The sequence below is a fragment of the Streptomyces sp. BBFR102 genome (genome assembly GCF_051397025.1).
Lineage (GTDB): Bacteria > Actinomycetota > Actinomycetes > Streptomycetales > Streptomycetaceae > Streptomyces.
This window is the reverse complement of the sequence record NZ_CP195757.1, coordinates 1,436,975-1,452,940: the sequence shown is the minus strand read 5'-3', so window position 1 is coordinate 1,452,940 and position 15,966 is coordinate 1,436,975. Positions and strand designations below refer to the sequence as shown.

The 15,966-nt window shown below is 74.3% G+C and carries 18 protein-coding genes and 1 pseudogene; 7 read left to right on the top strand and 12 right to left on the bottom strand.

Annotation, left to right across the window (positions count from 1 at the left end):
- The first annotated feature begins 14 nt into the window (after positions 1 to 14).
- The gene (locus ACSLIC_RS06615) at positions 15 to 395 is read left to right on the top strand and encodes a hypothetical protein (RefSeq protein ID WP_436736743.1); all 381 of its coding nucleotides are present in this window, start codon (positions 15 to 17) and stop codon (positions 393 to 395) included.
- A 77-nt stretch (positions 396 to 472) separates the two neighbouring features.
- Here ACSLIC_RS06615 and ACSLIC_RS06610 read toward each other — a convergent pair whose 3' ends face one another.
- From ACSLIC_RS06610 to ACSLIC_RS06595, 4 genes are all read right to left on the bottom strand, one after another.
- On the bottom strand, positions 473 to 1,522 hold the full coding sequence (locus ACSLIC_RS06610) for an NAD-dependent epimerase/dehydratase family protein (RefSeq protein WP_436736742.1): 1,050 nt from the start codon (positions 1,520 to 1,522) through the stop codon (positions 473 to 475).
- A gap of 94 nt (positions 1,523 to 1,616) precedes the next feature.
- Positions 1,617 to 2,657 (bottom strand): iron-containing redox enzyme family protein, encoded by a 1,041-nt coding sequence (locus ACSLIC_RS06605; RefSeq protein WP_436736741.1) that lies wholly within the window; start codon positions 2,655 to 2,657, stop codon positions 1,617 to 1,619.
- Positions 2,654 to 2,896, bottom strand: coding sequence for a CDGSH iron-sulfur domain-containing protein (locus ACSLIC_RS06600; RefSeq protein WP_436736740.1), 243 nt, complete (start codon positions 2,894 to 2,896; stop codon positions 2,654 to 2,656). The genes ACSLIC_RS06605 and ACSLIC_RS06600 overlap by 4 nt, the downstream gene beginning before the upstream one ends.
- Positions 2,880 to 3,554 carry a HemK2/MTQ2 family protein methyltransferase gene (locus ACSLIC_RS06595; RefSeq protein WP_436736739.1) on the bottom strand — a complete coding sequence of 225 codons (675 nt, stop codon included), beginning with the start codon at positions 3,552 to 3,554 and terminating at the stop codon, positions 2,880 to 2,882. The genes ACSLIC_RS06600 and ACSLIC_RS06595 overlap by 17 nt, the downstream gene beginning before the upstream one ends.
- 332 nt (positions 3,555 to 3,886) lie before the next feature.
- On the opposite strand from ACSLIC_RS06595, the gene ACSLIC_RS06590 reads away from it, so the two are divergent.
- Positions 3,887 to 4,264 carry a DUF6479 family protein gene (locus tag ACSLIC_RS06590; protein ID WP_436736738.1) on the top strand — a complete coding sequence of 126 codons (378 nt, stop codon included), beginning with the start codon at positions 3,887 to 3,889 and terminating at the stop codon, positions 4,262 to 4,264.
- 86 nt (positions 4,265 to 4,350) lie between these two features.
- Here ACSLIC_RS06590 and ACSLIC_RS06585 read toward each other — a convergent pair whose 3' ends face one another.
- Both ACSLIC_RS06585 and ACSLIC_RS06580 read right to left on the bottom strand, forming a co-directional pair.
- Positions 4,351 to 5,139, bottom strand: coding sequence for a VOC family protein (locus tag ACSLIC_RS06585; protein WP_436736737.1), 789 nt, complete (start codon positions 5,137 to 5,139; stop codon positions 4,351 to 4,353).
- 146 nt (positions 5,140 to 5,285) lie between these two features.
- Positions 5,286 to 6,323, bottom strand: a complete 1,038-nt coding sequence (locus tag ACSLIC_RS06580) for a rod shape-determining protein (RefSeq protein WP_436736736.1) — start codon at positions 6,321 to 6,323, stop codon at positions 5,286 to 5,288.
- A gap of 232 nt (positions 6,324 to 6,555) precedes the next feature.
- On the opposite strand from ACSLIC_RS06580, the gene ACSLIC_RS06575 reads away from it, so the two are divergent.
- A complete protein-coding gene (locus tag ACSLIC_RS06575; protein ID WP_436740298.1) occupies positions 6,556 to 7,824 on the top strand; it encodes an MFS transporter in 1,269 nt (422 codons plus the stop codon).
- 48 nt (positions 7,825 to 7,872) lie between these two features.
- On the opposite strand, the gene ACSLIC_RS06570 is transcribed toward ACSLIC_RS06575, so the two are convergent.
- Positions 7,873 to 8,295: a MarR family winged helix-turn-helix transcriptional regulator gene (locus tag ACSLIC_RS06570; protein WP_436736735.1), complete on the bottom strand. Its 423-nt coding sequence runs from the start codon at positions 8,293 to 8,295 to the stop codon at positions 7,873 to 7,875.
- A gap of 88 nt (positions 8,296 to 8,383) precedes the next feature.
- Here ACSLIC_RS06570 and ACSLIC_RS06565 point away from each other — a divergent pair, with 88 nt between their 5' ends.
- Both ACSLIC_RS06565 and ACSLIC_RS06560 read left to right on the top strand, forming a co-directional pair.
- Positions 8,384 to 9,403 (top strand): NADP-dependent oxidoreductase, encoded by a 1,020-nt coding sequence (locus ACSLIC_RS06565; protein ID WP_436736734.1) that lies wholly within the window; start codon positions 8,384 to 8,386, stop codon positions 9,401 to 9,403.
- A 209-nt stretch (positions 9,404 to 9,612) separates the two neighbouring features.
- Positions 9,613 to 10,437, top strand: a complete 825-nt coding sequence (locus ACSLIC_RS06560; RefSeq protein ID WP_436736733.1) for an EI24 domain-containing protein — start codon at positions 9,613 to 9,615, stop codon at positions 10,435 to 10,437.
- A 6-nt stretch (positions 10,438 to 10,443) separates the two neighbouring features.
- Here the strand turns inward: ACSLIC_RS06560 and ACSLIC_RS06555 are convergent.
- Positions 10,444 to 10,656 (bottom strand): annotated as a pseudogene (locus ACSLIC_RS06555) (TetR family transcriptional regulator); the annotation flags it as partial.
- Between the two features lie 146 nt (positions 10,657 to 10,802).
- Between ACSLIC_RS06555 and ACSLIC_RS06550 the strand changes: the two are divergent.
- The gene (locus ACSLIC_RS06550) at positions 10,803 to 11,138 is read left to right on the top strand and encodes a fibronectin type III-like domain-contianing protein (protein WP_436740297.1); all 336 of its coding nucleotides are present in this window, start codon (positions 10,803 to 10,805) and stop codon (positions 11,136 to 11,138) included.
- Positions 11,139 to 11,176: 38 nt separating this feature from the next.
- Here the strand turns inward: ACSLIC_RS06550 and ACSLIC_RS06545 are convergent, their stop codons facing one another.
- The gene (locus ACSLIC_RS06545; RefSeq protein WP_436736732.1) at positions 11,177 to 12,073 is read right to left on the bottom strand and encodes an SGNH/GDSL hydrolase family protein; all 897 of its coding nucleotides are present in this window, start codon (positions 12,071 to 12,073) and stop codon (positions 11,177 to 11,179) included.
- 546 nt (positions 12,074 to 12,619) lie between these two features.
- Here ACSLIC_RS06545 and ACSLIC_RS06540 point away from each other — a divergent pair.
- Positions 12,620 to 13,114 (top strand): DUF3145 domain-containing protein, encoded by a 495-nt coding sequence (locus ACSLIC_RS06540; RefSeq protein WP_383176568.1) that lies wholly within the window; start codon positions 12,620 to 12,622, stop codon positions 13,112 to 13,114.
- 100 nt (positions 13,115 to 13,214) lie between these two features.
- Here the strand turns inward: ACSLIC_RS06540 and ACSLIC_RS06535 are convergent, their stop codons facing one another.
- From ACSLIC_RS06535 to ACSLIC_RS06525, 3 genes are all read right to left on the bottom strand, one after another.
- Positions 13,215 to 14,486: a beta-ketoacyl-[acyl-carrier-protein] synthase family protein gene (locus ACSLIC_RS06535; RefSeq protein ID WP_436736731.1), complete on the bottom strand. Its 1,272-nt coding sequence runs from the start codon at positions 14,484 to 14,486 to the stop codon at positions 13,215 to 13,217.
- Between the two features lie 148 nt (positions 14,487 to 14,634).
- Positions 14,635 to 14,883, bottom strand: a complete 249-nt coding sequence (locus ACSLIC_RS06530; RefSeq protein WP_436736730.1) for an acyl carrier protein — start codon at positions 14,881 to 14,883, stop codon at positions 14,635 to 14,637.
- 73 nt (positions 14,884 to 14,956) lie between these two features.
- Entirely contained in the window at positions 14,957 to 15,958 is a 1,002-nt protein-coding gene (locus ACSLIC_RS06525) for a ketoacyl-ACP synthase III (protein ID WP_436736729.1), read from the bottom strand.
- Positions 15,959 to 15,966 lie beyond the last annotated feature (8 nt).

Here is a 15,966-nt window from a genome sequence, read left to right as displayed (position 1 = left end):
AAAGGGAGGCCCACGTGAGCCCCTCCGACAACGGGACCCAGGTCCTCGTCGTCCTGACGGGCGCCGACGCCCACGACGCCCGGATCGTCTTCGACGCCCTGGGCACGGCCTTCGCGCCCGCCGGGCCCGAGGAGGGCCGGGCCGCCGCCGAGGACGACAAGGCCGGGGCCTCACTCCTGCGCTCCGCCCTCTACGACGCCGGCGAGCAGACCGGCCACCCCCAGGTGGCCGCCCCGCTGCGCGCCGTCGTCAACGTCACCCTCCAGGGCGACTACGGCGCGGTCGACCGGGTCAGCGGGACGCTCGCCGACGCCTTCCGGCTGGAGGAGGTCGGCCAGGCCCCGGGCGACCAGGAGAAGGAAGTCGAACTGCGCCTCCACCCGCACGACGGCTGACCGCGCGGTCCGCCCGAGGAGGCCGCCCCGCCGCCCCCCCGCACGCACGGAGGCGGCCCGGCGGCCTCGTTCCCGGCTCAGGCGGCGATGGGCTCGTGCCCGGCGAGCGGCGCGGTGGGCAGGCCGCCGTGCGAGCGGACCCCGCGCAGAAAGGCCTCCAGCGCCTCGGTCGCGCTGTGCTCCGGCGCCCAGCCCAGCTCCGCGCGGGCCCGCGCGGTGTCCAGCAGCGGCAGCCGCAGTACCGCGTCGAAGAGTCCCGGCGAGGCCCCCAGCGCCCGCAGCCGCCACCCCGCCGACAGCGCCGCCCTCGGCAGCGACGGGGGCAGTTCCACCGACCGGCTCGCCAGCAGTCGCGCGAGGACCTGCCCGTCGATCACCGGGTCGGCGGCGAGGTTGAAGGGGCCGCGCACCTCCTGGACGACGGCCCGCGCGTACGCGTCCGCCGCGTCGTCGGTGTGCAGCGCCTGGAACCGCAGCCCCCGCACCCCCGGCAGCACCGGCAGCAGATCGGGCCGCAGCAGCCGTCCCGGCAGCAGCCGGTGGCCGAAGATCCGCAGCTGCTCCCCGGCCGCGCTCTCCTTGAACAGGAAGGCAGGGCGCATCCGCACCACCCGCAGGTCCGGGTGGTCCCGCTCGAAGGTGTCGAGCACCCGCTCCAGGTACGCCTTCTCCCGGGTGTAGGCGGCACCCGGCCAGCCGTGCGTCGGCCAGGACTCCTCGACCCGGGAGCCGTCGGCGGGCCCCGGCGCGTAGGCGCCGACCGACGAGGCGTGCACCAGGGCGGGCACCCCGACCGCGGCGGCGGCCTCGAACACCCGCAGCGAACCGAGGACGTTGGCCTCCCAGGTGAGGGCCGCGTCCCGGGTGGGCCGGAACCGCCAGGCCAGGTGGACGACGGCGTCCGCGCCCTCGAAGAGCCGCAGCAGCCGGTCCGGCGCCTCGGGCGCCGTCAGATCGCAGGCGGCCCAGTCGACCCCCGGATAGGCGAGCCGGGGCGTGCGCCGGGCGAGGCCGAGCGCCGAGACGACCCGGGGCTCCTCCGCCAGGCGGCGCATCACGCTGGTGCCGACGTTGCCGGTGGCGCCGGTGACGACCACCCGCAGGGGTTTCGGGGTGCTGCTGGTCATGGGCAGTCCTCCTGCCGTACGACGGGACCGGCCGGGCCGGAGGTGGTCCGGCCGGGAGTGCGCTGGCGGGGAAGGCGAGGGGCGCCGCCCTCGTTCAGGCGGGCTCGGCCAAGGCGTCGGCGTGGCGGCCGGGGAGCAGGGCGCTGCGGCCCTGCGTCCAGGCGTCGAGCAGCAGGGCGCCGAGCCTGTCCTCCACCAGCGAGGTGGCGGCGACGCCGAAGGCCACGTCCGCGTCGAGTTCCGGCTCGTCGGCGAGGAGCCCGGCCACCACGTCACGGCGCACCACCTGCTCGTGGACCGCGTCCGCCTCGACGTGCTCCGTGTAGAAGCGGACCGCCGCCGGACCGGCCCCGGCCCTGCGCAAGGCGTCCGCCAGCCGCCGCGAGCCGGGCGAGGAGGTCACCTCGACGGCGGCGAAATGGCCGACCAGCGCGCCGCGCAGCGCCCGGTGCAGCCCGAAGAGCGACATGAGGTTGACGGTGGCGAGGGCGGCGGCCGGGGCCGCGTCCAGGTAGTGGCCGTACGCCGTCGCGAGGCCCAGCTCCGCCATCAGCTCGGCGTAGAGCCGGGCGTGCACGTCCTCGGCGCGCCCCGCGCCGAACTCGTCGTACTCCACCGCGACCAGCCCCGCCTTGGCCCGGCCGTGCAGCCGGGGGATCATCCAGGCGTGCGGGTCGGCCTCCTTGAGGTGGTACAGGGAACGCAGCGCCGCGTACTCGCGCAGTTCGGGCAGGCGGTGGGTGCGCCGCAGGTGGTGGCTGACGCTGCCCGGCCGGTGGCCCGCGGGCTCCACGAGCAGGGCGTCCAGGGCCGCCGCGGCGCTCGCGGGGCGTTCGGCGTCGGCCCGCAGCGCCGCCAGGAAGGGCTGCTCCAAGGCGGCACGCAGGGCCAGCAGTTCGGGGTCCCACTCGCGGCTGTCGTCGGCCGGGGCGCCCGCGAAGCCCTGGTAGTGGAGTTCGTAGAGGACGTACAGGGCGAGCTGGAGGTCGTCTCCGTACGGGTCGGCGGTGGCCTCGGCGCCGCCGGTGACGGGGGAGCCGCCGGAGCGCAGCGCCTCCACCACCCCCGCGGACACGGGGCCGCGCGGCTCGGGGAGCCGGGGCCGGGTGAGCCGGGAGCCGGCGGGCGTGGTCATCGGGATTCCTCCTCCGGTGCGTCCGGTGCGCCGCCCTTCCGCGGGGCGCGTGCCCGGTGGCTGGTGTCGCACCACGGGTAGCGGGCGCTGCGCCGGCAGGTGCAGAGGGCGACGGTCGGCCGGTGCGAGAGGTGGGTGGCACCGTCCTCGGTGACCACCTCGACGGGCCCGTCCATCAGGACCGGCCCGCCGTCGCGGTCCAGGCGTACCCGGGTGGGGCGGTCAGGCGTGGACGGCACGGACGATCACCAGTTCCTCCCACGGGCTGCCGTCGGCCAGCCCCCGCGCCACCAGCCACTCCCGGCGCCCGGCCAGCACCGGCCCGTACGGGACGCGGACCCGGTCGCTGACCTCGGCGCGCATCCCGGCGGCGGCCAGCCGGGACAGGGTCGTCCCGGTGCCGCAGAGCGCGGAGTGGACGAGCAGCAGCGCGCCGCCGGGGCGCAGCGCGGCCGGGGCGTCGGCGCAGATCCGGTCGAGCAGGGCGCGCCCGTCGGGACCGGCGTCCCAGGCCCTGGCCGGCCCGGACGCGGGCGGGTCCTCCTCGGGTGCGGGCACGTACGGCGGGTTGCTGACCACCAGGTCGAAGGTGCGGCCGGTGACGGGAGCGGTCAGGTCGCCGCGGTGGACCCGCAGCCGGCAGCCGGCCCGGACCGCGTTGATCCGGGCGGTGAGCACCGCGGTCCAGGAGATGTCGACGGCGGTGACGTGGGCACCGGTGCGGGCCGCGTGCAGGGCGACCGCGCCGGTACCGGTCCCGAGGTCGAGCACCTCGGTGCCGGGGCCGGGCCGCTCGGCGGTGACGGCCCGGGTCAGCAGGGCCGTGTCGTGCTGCGGAGCGTAGACCCCGGCCGGGGCGAACACGGGGGAGAGCGGGGGAGCGGGGGCACTGGTCATGGGTGGCTCCGTCCTGGTCGGGGCAGCGGCGGGCGCGGCCGGACCTCCTGTCCACTGTCGGACCCGGGGGCCGGGTCCACCACTCGGCGGAGAGGCGACGGATACCCCTGACGAGGGCGTCCACCGGTTTGGTACGCGCCCTTCCGCCGGGGCGGCCGACGGCGGGAATGAGCGGCTCCGCAGCGGACAGGCGGGGGCGAGGACCCTTCGCGGGGCGCCCGCGGAGTTCCCGGCGTAACGTGGAAACCGGACATGTCGGACGGTGATGGAGGCTGGGCCGGAGTGCCCGGCCGACAGCAACGGCCGATCGCCTAGCGGCAGGAGGCGCGCAGATGTACGCAATGATCGATGCCCAGGTCGTGCAAGCGGTCGATGACGGCGTCGGGTGGAACTTCGGCATCTTGCTCGGCGTGCTGGCCGTGATCGTGGTGGGCATGCTGATCTGGGTGGTCCGCAAGGGCATCAAGACGCGCGCGCAGGAGCCCGAACCCCCCAGCCCGGAGTCGCAGCCGCACACGCCGACGCGGCGGACCCATGAAGAGGACTTCCGCGAGGACGACGAGGGGGAGTTCCCCACCGACGGCCGTCGGCTCCTGCCCAACGAGCTGAAGGGCGTCAGCAGCCACCAGGCCGAGCCGCCCGAGGGAGGCCGGCGCAAGCACACGCCGGGCCACAGCGGCGGCTTCGGCAGCGGCGGCGCCGGCGGCTGAGCCGCGCCACCTGCCGCACCGCGGCGCGACCGCCCGCTGGCCGGGCCCTCCCAGGGGCCCGGCCAGCGGGCGGTCGCGCCATGCGTTCAGGTCATGGAGGGCATGTCGCCCTCGGTGGTGCTGGTGTCGATGACGGAGAAGGCCGCGCCCTGCTGGTCGCGTACGGCGGCGAACCGGCCGAACGGAGTGGTGACCGGGCTGTGGTGCACCTGCCCGCCCAGGCGCACCGCCGTCTCGACGGCGGCGTCGCAGTCGGGGACGGCGAAGTAGACGCTGACGTGGCTGGGGACCTCCGGCGGGACGTCCTCGGCCAACGCCATCCGGCCGAGCACCGGGCGCCCCTCGACACTCCAGACCCGGAAGTCCGTCCCCGGGTCCTCCACCACTCCCACCTCGTAGCCGAACAACTCGGGGAAGAACCGGTCGGCCGCCGCCGCGTCCCGGGTGCAGACCTCCGCCCAGACGTACGCGCCCGGCGCCTCGGTCAGCCCGAAGCCCGGGTGGGCGCTCGGCTGCCAGAGCGAGAAGGCGGTGCCGGCCGGGTCCCGCAGCGAGGAGGTGACGCCGAAGCCGCCGACGTCCTCGGGCCCCATCGCCACCGTGCCGCCCAGCCCCGCCACCCGCCCGGTCACGGCGGCCGCGTCCGAGGTGGCCAGGTAGAGGTTCCACAGGGCGGGGGCGTCCGGGCCGGGCATGACCGGCATGACGGCGGCGACGGGCTTCCCGTCCACCAGCGCCATCGTGTAGTGGCCGTACTCCTCGCCGAGATCGTCGAAGGTCCAGCCGAGGACCTGGCCGTAGAACTCGCGGGCGGCCGACACGTCGGGGAACATCGCGTCGGCCCAGCAGGGGGCGCCGTCGGGGAACGGACTCATGGGGGTGCCTCCACAGGGGGCGGGGAAAGGGGTGGTCCGGCGGCCGTGCGGTCGCCGGACGGGCCACAGCGGGCGGGGTGCCCGCCGGTGGCCCGTGGGTCAGGGGTCGCGGAGGGGCGCGGCTCGGACACGTCCGCGGCGTCGCCTCAGGCGGAGAGCGGGTTGAGCACCATCGGCTCGATCCGCCCGTCGAGCATCGCGCCGAGCCCGGTGACCGAGGCGATGCCGGGCCGCTCGGCCACCTGCACCGGCATCCCGGTCGCCTCCCGGATCATCTGGTCGAGTCCGGGCATCAGGGCGCTGCCGCCGACCATCATGATCCCGCGGTCGGCCAGATCGGCGACGAGGTCGGGCGGGCAGTCCCGCAGTACCTTGCCGATGCCGTCGAGTACCCCGGTGAGCGGGATGTTGATGGCACTGCGCAGCCCCGCCGTGTCCACCTCCACCGACCGGGCGAGACCGGTGGCGACGTCGCGGCCGTGGATCTCGGTGGTACCGGCCCCCGCCATGGAGAGGTCGCCGCCGCGCAGCGCCACGTGGAGCGGGCGCACCGACTGGCTGGGCAGCATCAACTCGTGGTGGTGGCGCAGGTAGGAGATGACGGAGTGGTCGATGGCGTTGCCGCCGACCGGGACGCGCTCGGCGGTCACGATCGAGCCGAGCGAGAGAACCGCGATCTGCGTGGTGGCCGCGCCGCAGACCAGGATCATGCTGGCCTCCGGCCGCTCCACGGGCAGCCCGCACCCCACGGCGGCGGCGATCAGCGTGTCGACCAGCTCCACCCGGCGCGCCCCGATCCCCACCAGCGTCTCCACGGTCGCCCGCTGGGCCAGCGGGTCCGCGTCGTGCGGGGTGCAGGCGGCGGCCCGCAGCCGGGGCTTGCGGCGCAGCGCGCGGCGCGCCTTGTCGCCGAGGAGGTGGCGGAGCATCCGCTGCGCCATGTCGATGTCGATGACGGAGCCGCCGCTCACCGGCCGGACCACGCGGATGTAGCCCGGCGTGCGGCCGGTCATCTGCTCGGCCAGCGTGCCGACCGCGAGGAGCGCACCGGTGCGGGTGTTGATCGCCGCCGCACTCGGTTCGTCGACGACGACCCCCTCGCCCTTGATGAAGACCCGGGTCCGCGCGGCCCCCAGGTCGACGGCGAAGTGGCAGCGACGCAACTGCTCCAGACTGGCGGTCACGGCAGGTCCTCCCGAGTGCGGTGACGGGTACGAGCCCGGTGCGGGCGGCTCCCCTCGATCCTGGGCCCGCCGCCCGCCCGCCGCCCGCCGGGAGGGGCCGCGCGGGTGGCCCTGGGGCCCGTGTACGGCGCGAAACCCGCTCGGCCCGGGCACGGCCGGGCGGTTAGCATCCGCTCCTGTGCACAGTGAGACCTCCAAGGACGAGCCCCCGGCCCCGGACGACGCGAAGGCGATACTCCCCCCGCCCCGCGCGCCGGCGGCCCCACCCCGACGTCGGCTCCTCGCCGACCTGACGCCGCTGCGCACCTCCGCCGACTTCCGGCGGCTGTGGATCGGCAACACCATCTCCTGGGTCGGCCAGGGCATGACCGCCCTCGCCGTCTCCCTCCAGGTCTACGACCTGACCCACTCCAGCTTCTCCGTCGGACTGGTCGGCCTCTTCTCCCTGGTGCCCCTGGTCGTCTTCGGCCTCTACGGCGGGGCCGTCGCCGACACCGTCGACCGCCGCCTGCTGGGCCTCGCCAGCTCCACCGGCTCCTGGCTGCTGGCCCTCGCCCTCGCCGTGGCCGCCTTCGCCGGCTTCCACCAGGTCTGGTTCCTCTACGCGGTCGTCGCGCTCCAGGCGGTCTGCGCGGCGCTGAACTCCCCGGCCCGCACCTCGATGATCCCGAGGCTGCTCCCGGCCGAACAGCTCCCCGCCGCCAACGCCCTCAACTCCATGACCACCACCTTCGGCACCATGACCGGGCCGATGCTCGGCGGTGTGCTGGTGGGGCTCTGGGGCTACCAGGCGGCGTACCTCATCGACGCCGTCGCCTTCACCGCCGCGCTCTACGCGATGTGGCGGCTTCCGGCGATGCGCCCGGAGCGCGAGGAGGGCAGCCGCGGGCGCGCCTCGGTCCTGGACGGGCTGCGGTTCCTCGCGACCCGGCCCAACATCCGGATGACCTTCTTCAGCGACCTGTGCGCCATGGTCCTCTCCCATCCCCGCGCCCTCTTCCCCGCCGTGGCGGTGATCTGGTACGGCGGTGACGCGAAGACGGCCGGGCTGCTGGTGGCGGCCCCCGCCGTCGGCGCCCTGCTGGGCAGCGTCTTCTCCGGCTGGCTGGGGCGCGTCCACCGGCACGGCGTCGCGATCCTGCTGGCGGTCGGCGGCTGGGGGCTGGCCGTGGCGGTCTTCGGCCTCACCCGCAACCTCTGGCTCGGCCTGTTCTTCCTCGCACTGGCGGGCGCGGCCGACGCCATCTCCATGATCTTCCGCTCGACCATGCTCCAGGCGGCCACCCCGGACGCGATGCGCGGGCGGCTCCAGGGCGTCTTCATCGTGGTCGTCGCGGGCGGCCCGCGCCTAGGCGACTTCCTCGCCGGCAGTGTCGGCGACCTCGCCTCCCCGGCGGCAGCGGTCACCGGCGGCGGACTCCTCTGCGTCCTCGCCGTCACCGCGCTCGGCCTGCGCTGGCGCAACTTCGCCCGCTACGACGCCCGCGACCCCCAGCCCTGACCCGCCCCCACCCACGGTGTCCTCAGCCGAAGCCGGGCCCCGCCGGGCTCACTGCCCGGCCATCCTCCGCAACATCCCGCGAAGAGCCTCCCGCTCCTCGCGGGAGAACCCGGCCAACGGCTCCCGGGCGAAATCCAGAGACTCCCGCAGAACCCGGGCGACCTCCCGCCCCTCCGCGGTCAGAGCGGCCACTTTGATCCTCCGGTCCCCAGGATCGGCCTGCCGCTCGACGAGCCCCCGCAGGGCGAGCCGGTCGACGATCCCGGTGACGTTCGACGGCTCGCACTTGAGCCGCCGGGCGATCTGCCGCATGGGCATCGCCTCGATGGACAGCAGACCCAGCACGCGGGCCTGTGCCCCGGTGAGCGCCTGCTCGGCGGCGGCCCGGTCGTACTCCTCGTGGTACCGCGCCACGACGGCGCCGATCAGCTCGACGACTTCGAGGGTCAGGGGGTCCGTGCGGGTGGCCATGCGCCCCAGGATAGCCGGTTGCTTGACAACGTGAAATATTCAGACGCATTGTTGTTTCATCTTGTGAAACATTAGGAGGAGACACCGCATGACCGCACTTCCCTCGGCCGGCCGCGCATGGCACCTCGTCGCCCGCCCCGACGGCTGGCCCACCCCCGAGGACTTCGCCCTCCGCGAAGTCCCGGTCGAGGCCCCCACGGGTGGCCGGATCCTCGTCCGCAACCTGTACTTCTCGGTCGACCCGTACATGCGCGGCCGGATGAACGACGTCAAGTCGTACGTCCCGCCGTTCCAGCTGGACGCCCCCATGGACGGCGGCGCGGTCGGCGAGGTCATCGCCTCCGAGGCCGAAGGCTTCGCCGTCGGCGACCACGTCCTGCACGGCCTGGGCTGGCGCGAGTACGCCAACCTGCCCGCCGAGCACGCCAAGAAGGTCGACGGCTCGCTGGCCCCGCTCAGCGCCTACCTCGGTGTCCTCGGCATGCCGGGCCTCACCGCGTACGCGGGGCTGCTCGACGTCGCCTCGTTCAAGCCCGGCGACGCCGTCTTCGTCTCCGGCGCGGCCGGTGCCGTCGGCAGCGAGGTCGGCCAGATCGCCCGGCTCAAGGGCGCCTCCCGGGTCATCGGCTCGGCCGGCTCCGACGAGAAGGTCAAGCTCCTCGTCGACGAGTACGGCTTCGACGCCGCCTTCAACTACAAGGACGGCCCGGTCGCCGAGCAGCTCAAGGAGGCCGCCCCCGACGGCATCGACGTCTACTTCGACAACGTCGGCGGCGACCACCTGGAGGCCGCCATCGGCCGCCTCAACCTGTTCGGCCGGGTGGCGCTCTGCGGCGCCATCGCCCAGTACAACGACACCGGCACCCCCACCGGCCCGCGCAACCTCGCCCTCGCCATCGGCAAGCGGCTGCGGCTCCAGGGCTTCATCGTCGGCGACCACGGCGGCCTCCAGCCGCAGTTCGTCGACGAGGTCTCCGCCTGGGTCCGCTCCGGCGAGCTGAAGTACAACGAGACCTTCGTCCAGGGCGTCGACAACGGCGTGGAGGGCTTCCTCGGCATGCTCCGGGGTGAGAACACCGGCAAGATGGTCATCGATCTGTCCCGCTGACCGGGGCTCTCACCCAGGCCCGACCTCCGGCCCGCACGTCGACCGCGCCACCGCCGGGGAACTGGTCGCCGAGGCCCACGAGGTCGGCCCGTACTCCAACGCCACCCCGCGGCAACCTCAAGGTGATCCTCACGCTCGCCTGACCCCCGCGCGCCCGCCGACCCACCCGCTCCGCGCACGCGGCCGGGGTGGGCCGGTAGGGTTCGCGCATGCGTGATCTCGGCGTCGGTTTCCAGTACTTGATGAACGGCCAGCGCTGGGCGCTGAGCCACGGCAAGACCTTCGGCCTGGGCATGCTGCCCGGCCTGATCACCCTGGTGATCTACGCCGCCGCGCTGGTCGGGCTCGCCTTCGGCGCCGACGACCTGGTCTCCTGGGCCACCCCCTTCGCGGACGGCTGGGGTTCCCCGTGGCTGGGTCTCTTCCGCGGCTTCCTGACCGCGGTCCTCTTCGCGCTGGTCCTGTTGATCGCGGCGATCGCCTTCACCTCGGTCACCCTGTTCATCGGCTCCTCGTTCTTCTACGACGCCGTCTCCGAGCGCGTCGACGCCTCGATCGACGGCAACGTCCCCTCCTCCGGCCGCTCCTTCGGGAACGACCTGTGGGTCTCGGCCCGCGACAGCCTGCGCATCCTGGTCCGCGCCGCGATCTGGGGCGTGCTGCTCTTCGCGCTCGGCTTCGTCCCGGTCGTCGGCCAGACCGCCGTCCCCGTCATCGGTTTCTTCGTCACGGGCTTCTTCCTCACCGAGGAACTCGCCTCCGTCGCCCTCGCGCGGCGCGACGTGGACCTGCGCGAGCGGCTCGCCCTGCTCCGCTCCCGCCGCGCGCTGACCTGGGGCTTCGGCGTCCCGCTGGCCCTTGCCTTCGTGATCCCGCTGGCCGCCGTCTTCCTGATGCCCGGTGCCGTGGCCGGGGCCACCCTGCTCTCCCGCGACCTGCTCGGCGAGCCGACCGCCCCGACCGAGGGCGCCCAGGACGAGGCCGGGCCCGTCGGGCTGGCGAAGCCCCCGGCCGACGTCCCGGCGGAGCGCTGAGGGGCGTCACCCGCCCCCTCCCGTCGGCGCTTCCTCGCCCAGCAGCACGAGGAAGTCGCGGAAGGCCGCCGTCGTGTCGACCGGCCGCCGGGCCCGGCAGCCACGGATACGGGAGGCCGTCCGACACACCTGCTCCGGCGTCAGCCCGCTCGGCAGCCGCTCGCCGTAAGCGGTGCGCGGGATGGCCGCCATGTCGGCGCGCACCACGGCGGTCCGCCCGGCCCGGGACCCGGCACACACGACAGGTGACGAAAGGTCACGGAGCCGACCGCGTCACAAGGTGCCGGGGCGAGATGCGACACGGTGTGGGGCGGGGCCCCGCGCCGCCGGACGCGCGCGCACCGCGTCGGCCTTGCATGCACTGACTGGAGCTACGCGACCCTGCGCGCCGAGGGACGCGCCGTCACCGTCGGCCTGCGCAACACCGGCACCCGCGCCGGCCACGAGACCGTCCAGCTCCACCTCGCCCCGCCGCCGCCCCGGGCGAGCCGGAGCGCCCCGCCCAGCGCCTCGCCGGGATCGCCCTCGCCGAGGCGGGGCCCGGCGAGTCCACCGAGGTCACCATCGACCTGCCCGACCGCGCCTTCGAGATCTGGGACGAGGCGGCGGGCGGCTGGTCCCACCGGCCGGGCCGCTACGAACTGCGCGCCGCCCGCTCGGCGGCCGACCCCCGCCTGACCCTGCCCCTCCAGGAGGACTGACCGGCGAGGCGGCCGGGGCGTACGGCGCTCCGGGCCGCTCAGCCCTTCGCGGTCACCGCCCGGTAGGCGATGCGCGCGATGTGCGCCTGACCGTTCTTGCTCGGGTGGAACCAGTCCCAGGAAGAGAGCTGCGTGCCGGTGAAGCGGAAGTCGAAGACCGCCCCGCCGTCCGTCCGGCAGAGCCGGTCCCGCCCGCACACCTCCGCCAGGACCCGGTTGTACGCCTTGACCCGCTTGTAGACCTTGGCCCGGCGCTTCACCGACTTCCGGTCGACCGCGTCCGGCTCCGACAGCATCGACCGGCAGATCCCCAGCGCCCACACCTGCTTGCCCAGCGCGCTGGTGCGCCCTTCGGACCAGAGCCGCTTGAGGTCCGGCACGCTCGCCATGTACACCTGCGTACGCGGGAGTTCGGTACGCAGGACCTCCATGGCCTCCTCCACCGACGCGCGGAAGTCGGCCACCTTGGTCATCTGCCGTGTGGAGCCGCGGCACGCGTCGTTGGCGCCGACCATCACCGTGAGCAGCTCCGGCCGGTCCTGCACCGCCCGTTCCACCTGTGCCGGGAGGTCCGCCGCCCGCGCCCCGGAGACCGCGTGGTTCCAGCTCCGCTCCGCCGCACCCCGCTCCCCGAGCAGTCGCAGCGCCAGCGAGCGCACCCCCGGGTCGCTGCCCGTGGCCCACGACGCCTCGGGGCAGTCGGCCAGTACCGAGCAGGCGTCGAAGCCGCGCGTGATGGAGTCCCCGACCGCCGCCAGCGAGGCCGGGCGGGTGTCCCAGCCCGTCTGCTGCCGGGCCCGGGGCGCGGCCTGCTCGTCGCTGCCCCGGGGCGGCGGCGCGCTCCCGCAGGCGGGCAGCGCCGCACCGAGGAGCACCGCGAGGGCCGCCGCGGTCCCCGCCCGCGCCCTGTGGCTCCGCACGCCCCGCTCACCCATCGCGCCTCCTTCCGCCTGCTGCTCCGCGCCCGGCCGGCCGAGCGTCCTCCCGCTCAACGGGTTCGCCCCCTCGCGCGGTTCCGGACCCCGCCACGAGAGCCGTCACACGAGGCGGGAGGCCCGTGGTGGCGGACTCCCGGCCGCCATCGTTTCGCAGGGCGGGCCCGCCCGCGCGCTGTGCTCCGCCGGTCCGGTGCCGACTGCCCCCGGCCGGCCCACCTGCGCGGCCCGTCCGTCACCCGGCTGCCGGAACGCCGCTCGGCCGGGCGGGTGGCGCCGGGCGTACGCCGGGCGCGTCCCGCAGGGTGAAAGCGGCCGGGTTCGGCGAAACCGGCCCGACGGTACGTCACCCTCCCACGGGTGCGGCACGGTAGCTTTGGCCCCGGGCGGTCCGGCCGGTGACGAACGGATGCCCCCGGGGGGCCCGCCACCCGCCGGTTCCGCTAAGTTACATCACGTCACATCTGTCCCATTTGGGAAAATTCGCTCGGCATGGGCGCGAGGCCGCTCGGGACAGCGCCCCTCGGTCCCACACTGGAGGTTCCGGTGACGACACGTGGAGTCCTGTACGTGCACTCCGCACCGCGCGCGCTGTGCCCGCATGTCGAGTGGGCCGTGGCCGGTGTACTCGGCGTGCGCGTCAGCCTCGACTGGATTCGGCAGCCCGCCGCCCCGGGCACCTGGCGAGCCGAGTTCTCCTGGCAGGGCCAGGCCGGCATCGCCTCCCGGCTCGCCTCCGCGCTGCGCGGCTGGCAGCAGCTGCGCTTCGAGGTGACCGCCGAACCCAGCCCCGGCGCCGAGGGCGAGCGGTACAGCTCCACCCCCGGCCTCGGCATCTTCCACGCCGTCACCGGCATCCACGGCGACATCCTCATCCCCGAGGACCGGCTGCGCGCCGCCCTGGTCCGCTCCCAGGCCGACGAGACCGACCTGGAGGCCGAGATCGCCCGCCTCCTCGGCAAGCCCTGGGACGACGAACTGGAACCCTTCCGCCACGCCGGCGAGGGCGCCCCCGTCCGCTGGCTCCACCAGGTCGTCTGAGCCCGCGCACCGCGCCCGCCGCCGCGCGGCCGGAACGCTGATGGGCCCGTCTCCCCCCGAGGGGAGACGGGCCCATCAGCACGTACGCGTACGCGGACCGTCAGACCGAGCGGAAGGCCAGGACCACGTTGTGGCCGCCGAAGCCGAACGAGTTGTTGATCGCGGCGACGGTGCCCTCGGGCAGCTCGCGCGCCTCGCCGCGCACCACGTCCGCGCCGGACTCGGTGATCGCCGGGTCCAGGTCGTCGATGTTGAGCGTCGGCGGTGCCATGCGGTGCTTCAGCGCCAGCACCGTCGCGACCGTCTCGATGCCGCCGGCGCCGCCGAGCAGGTGGCCCGTCATCGACTTGGTCGCCGAGATCGCCACGTGCTCCAGGTCCTCGCCCAGGATCTGGCGCAGGGCCTTGACCTCGGCGATGTCGCCCTGCGGCGTCGAGGTGGCGTGCGCGTTCAGGTGCACGACCTCGGAGGGCTTCAGGTCGGTGTCCTCCATCAGGTTCCGCAGCGCCGCCGCGATGCCCCGGCCGGTCGGCTCGGGCTGCGCGATGTGGTGGCTGTCGGCCGACAGACCCTGGCCCAGCACCTCGCAGTAGACGCTCGCCCCACGGGCCGCCGCGTGCTCGGCCGACTCCAGGACCACGACGCCCGCGCCCTCGCCGAGGACGAAGCCGTCACGAGCGGTGTCGTAGGGGCGCGACGCCTTCTCGGGCTCGTCGTTGTTCTTGGACATCGCCATCATGTTGGCGAACGCGACCACCGGCAGCGGGTGGATGGCCGCCTCGGTGCCGCCCGCCACGACCACGTCGGCGCGGCCGGTGCGGATCATCTCGACCGCGTAGCCGATCGCCTCCGCGCCCGAGGCGCAGGCCGACACCGGGGTGTGCACGCCCGCCCGGGCGTTGACCTCCAGGCCGACGTTGGCGGAGGGGCTGTTCGGCATCAGCATGGGCACGGTGTGCGGGGAGACGCGCCGGGCGCCCTTCTCCTTCAGCACGTCGTACTGGTCCAGCAGCGTGGTGACGCCGCCGATGCCGGAGGCGATGACCGTACCGAGCCGCTCCGGGCTGATCTGCTCGTCCTCGCCCGCCATCGCCGTGTAACCGGCGTCGGCCCAGGCTTCCCGGGCGGCGATCAGCGCGAACTGCGCCGAACGGTCGAGCTTGCGTGCCAGGGGGCGGGGCAGGACCTCGGCCGGCTCCACCGCGATCCGCGCGGCGATCCGGACCGGCAGGTCCGCGTAGCGTTCGTCGTCCAGCGGACGGACGCCGGAGCGGCCCGCGATCAGACCTTCCCAGGTCGATGCGGCGTCGCCACCCAGCGGGGTGGTCGCGCCGATACCGGTGACGACCACGGTGCGATTGGTCGGGCTCACAGGGCTTGTCTCCACAGGTCAGAGGGTCGAGCTTCGAGGCGCGCCGCCACCGGTACGGAGGTCGGGCGCCCGGACCGGCCCAGGGCCGGGGGCCGGGCAGCAGGGAGCGGACCCGGAAGGTCCGGGGCCGCTCCCGGGACGCCGGGGCTCAGCCCTGGTGCTTCAGGATGTAGGACGTGGCGTCGCCGACGGTCTTGAGGTCCTTGACGTCCTCGTCGGGGATCTTGACGTCGAAGCGCTCCTCGGCGGCGACGACGACCTCGACCATGGACAGCGAGTCGACGTCCAGGTCGTCGGTGAAGGACTTGTCCAGCTGGACGTCCTCGGTCGGGATGCCGGCGATCTCGTTCACGATCTCCGCGAGACCCTCGACGATCTCTTCCTGCGTGGCGGCCATGATGGCGCTCCTTCGTTGGTGTTCAGAGTGGTACGGTTCCGCGCGCTCCGGAAGACCCGGAGGTGAGCGGCGCCTAGGGGAGAGTAACGACCGTGGCGGCGTAGACGAGACCCGCCCCGAAGCCGATGATGAGCGCCGTGTCGCCGCTCTTCGCCCCGCCCGTCGCCAGAAGCCGCTCCATCGCGAGCGGGATCGACGCGGCCGAGGTGTTGCCGGTGGTCTCGATGTCACGGGCGACCGTGACGTGCTCCGGCAGTTTGAGGGTCTTCACCATCGAGTCGATGATCCGCATGTTGGCCTGGTGCGGAATGAAGACGTCCAGGTCGTCCGCGGTGATACCGGCGGCCTCCAGCGCCTGCTGGGCGACCTTGGCCATCTCGAAGACGGCCCAGCGGAAGACCGCCTGGCCCTCCTGTGTGATCGCCGGGAACTTCTCCGGGTGGCCGTTGCGGTACTCCGCCCACGACACCGTCTGCTTGATGGTCTCCGACCTGTCGCCCTCGGAGCCCCACACCGTCCGCCCGATGGCCGGGACGTCCGAGGGGCCGACGACGACAGCACCCGCGCCGTCACCGAAGAGGAAGGCCGTCGCGCGGTCCTCGTGATCGGTGAGATCGCTGAGCCGCTCCACACCGATGACCAGCACGTGCTCGGCCGACCCGTCGACGATCATGCCCTTGGCCAGGGTCAGGCCGTAGCCGAACCCCGCGCAGCCGGCGGAGATGTCGAAGGCGGCGGGGTTGCCCGCGCCCACCAGGTGGGCGATCTCGGTGGCCACCGCCGGGGTCTGCTTGAAGTGCGAGACCGTCGAGACGACGACGGCGCCGATCTCGGACGGGGCTATGCCGGCCTCGGCGATGGCCTTGCCCGCCGCCGCCACCGACATCGCGGTGACGGTCTCCTGGTCGTCGGCCCAGTGCCGGCTCGTGATGCCCGAACGCGAGCGAATCCACTCGTCGGACGAGTCGATCTTCTCCAGGATCACCTCGTTGGGCACCACCCGCGTCGGACGGTAGCCGCCGACCCCGAGAATGCGCGCGTACGGGGCACCCTTGCTGGGCTTGATCTTCGCCATGGTCTCGG

Excerpts from the sequence above, each read along its gene's own strand:
- ACSLIC_RS06610 (WP_436736742.1), bottom strand. The coding sequence starts at position 1,522 with ATGACCAGCAGCACCCCGAAACCCCTGCGGGTGGTCGTCACCGGCGCC.
- ACSLIC_RS06605 (WP_436736741.1), bottom strand. The coding sequence starts at position 2,657 with ATGACCACGCCCGCCGGCTCCCGGCTCACCCGGCCCCGGCTCCCCGAG.
- ACSLIC_RS06595 (WP_436736739.1), bottom strand. The coding sequence starts at position 3,554 with ATGACCAGTGCCCCCGCTCCCCCGCTCTCCCCCGTGTTCGCCCCGGCC.
- ACSLIC_RS06590 (WP_436736738.1), top strand. The coding sequence starts at position 3,887 with ATGTACGCAATGATCGATGCCCAGGTCGTGCAAGCGGTCGATGACGGC.
- ACSLIC_RS06585 (WP_436736737.1), bottom strand. The coding sequence starts at position 5,139 with ATGAGTCCGTTCCCCGACGGCGCCCCCTGCTGGGCCGACGCGATGTTC.
- ACSLIC_RS06570 (WP_436736735.1), bottom strand. The coding sequence starts at position 8,295 with ATGGCCACCCGCACGGACCCCCTGACCCTCGAAGTCGTCGAGCTGATC.
- ACSLIC_RS06565 (WP_436736734.1), top strand. The coding sequence starts at position 8,384 with ATGACCGCACTTCCCTCGGCCGGCCGCGCATGGCACCTCGTCGCCCGC.
- ACSLIC_RS06560 (WP_436736733.1), top strand. The coding sequence starts at position 9,613 with ATGCGTGATCTCGGCGTCGGTTTCCAGTACTTGATGAACGGCCAGCGC.
- ACSLIC_RS06545 (WP_436736732.1), bottom strand. The coding sequence starts at position 12,073 with ATGGGTGAGCGGGGCGTGCGGAGCCACAGGGCGCGGGCGGGGACCGCG.
- ACSLIC_RS06530 (WP_436736730.1), bottom strand. The coding sequence starts at position 14,883 with ATGGCCGCCACGCAGGAAGAGATCGTCGAGGGTCTCGCGGAGATCGTG.
- ACSLIC_RS06525 (WP_436736729.1), bottom strand. The coding sequence starts at position 15,958 with ATGGCGAAGATCAAGCCCAGCAAGGGTGCCCCGTACGCGCGCATTCTC.